This window comes from Leeuwenhoekiella aequorea, assembly GCF_004104375.1.
Classification (GTDB): Bacteria; Bacteroidota; Bacteroidia; order Flavobacteriales; family Flavobacteriaceae; genus Leeuwenhoekiella; species Leeuwenhoekiella aequorea.
The window spans coordinates 1-1,615 of the sequence record NZ_QOVM01000015.1; the positions used below are offsets into that span (position 1 = coordinate 1).

Genomic DNA, 1,615 nt, shown 5'->3' on the forward strand with positions numbered 1-1,615 from the left:
GATCTGTAGTTACAGATTTTAGCAAAGGATACGTATGTCTCAAATTTAATGTAGAAAAGAGTTGTTTTTTACCTCAGTTCTTTGTTGGCACAAGTATTTTATAATTCATACTTCCATTCCTTCTTTTCTTTGTCATATTCAATTGATAAATGTCGAATATAAGGAACAGGAATATTAGTTTTTTTATGTTTTTTAATTTCCCATTTTGGAATTTTTTTGACTAACTCAATTGCGTCTTTCTCAAATTCAGTTAGTGGCTTTCTTAACTTAATCTCAAATTCAGTTGGAAGATTAAAAATTGAATCATTTTTAAGTTGATAACCAGTGTGTGTGGTAACAGAATTTAGATTACCATTTTTATCAACAAATAATTTTAACCAAGTAAATGGCTTTTCGTAATCTTTGATTTTCCCAGTTTTTAATACAGAATCAATATCAGAAACCGGTTTTGTATAATTGAAATCGTATTCAAATTGATAAATGTAATTTTCTAATTTGAAAGAATTTCCATTGTCTAAAATTTTCTGCTCGTTTTTTGAAATAGTTCTTCTTCCTAAAGGTTTTGAGTTTGAGCAAAAATATCCGAAAGTCAGTTTTTCTTTCCAATAGGCGGCATATACAAGCCAATTTTCGTCTTTATTAACACTCCAGTCACACGAAGTCCATTCGCCAGTATATTTTCCTTCAGATTTAAAAGTGAATTCTATTGTTGCAGGATTATCACCTTCTTTATAATGCTTTGAAATTTCAAAAGTAACAGTGTAAGTCAAAGAGTCATTCGCATAAATTTTAGAAATAACTTTTCCTTCAAAAACATATTCAGCAGATTCAAATTCAAGTATAGATTTTGGAATATCACAGCTACAAGCAAAAGTGATAGCTGAAATCAGAATAGTTAATATTGTCAGGATACGTTTTTTCATATTTGTGCCAACGTTACAGGTATGTGTCGTTGCGGAACAAGTCCGCAGGACCGTTCCGAGTGGTGTGAAGATAACGAAACTCTCGAGATTTTTCGGTAGAAAAATCCGCAGCAATGACTCATACCTTCTGTTACAGGTCGTTTTATTTTTAAAGGTGTACCAGAATCTGGCAAAAGGGAAATAGAAAAAAAGCGCTGCTTAGGTATCGATTAGATCCGAGTAAAGTCCGCTTAATACGTGAGCTTTTTTTTTGCATCGAATAGTTACAGAACTAACCAAACAACTAAATCCCTTCCCACCTTTCTAAAGTTCGCTATCCATAAGCCAAAACAGGCAAATACGCCAAAAAAAAGCATTCATCCGTTCTGCTTAATCCGAGTAAAGTCCGTCACTAGAGCGGCTTTTTTTCTTACTTTAAGTCTCATAAACCAGCAAAAGAGTAGGGGAATATGCCGACAGCAAAAAGCTGCTCTTAAATGACCTGTAACGGTCTTGTATAAGAATAGTTGCGTGTTTGCGTGCGAGGAATTTCCGAAGGAAATTCAGATGTAGCAAATACGCAACCACCTTTATTTAAGCACAAAATAGCAATTATTTTTATACGTCTTAAGTTTGATTCTCTTTAAATTGATAGTATAATTAGAAAGAACAAAGAGAGGATTAAGGTTAAGTTATACGGTGAAGCTTGTGAC

General features: G+C 33.1%; 1 protein-coding gene. It reads right to left on the minus strand.

What is annotated here, in order from left to right; all coding sequences use genetic code 11:
- Window positions 1-98 precede the first annotated feature (98 nt).
- On the minus strand, window positions 99-923 hold the full coding sequence (locus DSM00_RS15460) for a hypothetical protein (RefSeq protein ID WP_128758879.1): 825 nt from the start codon (window positions 921-923) through the stop codon (window positions 99-101).
- Window positions 924-1,615: the final 692 nt, after the last annotated feature.

What these genes read in the sequence shown, in the direction of transcription:
- DSM00_RS15460 (WP_128758879.1), bottom strand. Translation starts at nt 923, where the DNA reads ATGAAAAAACGTATCCTGACAATATTAACTATTCTGATTTCAGCTATC.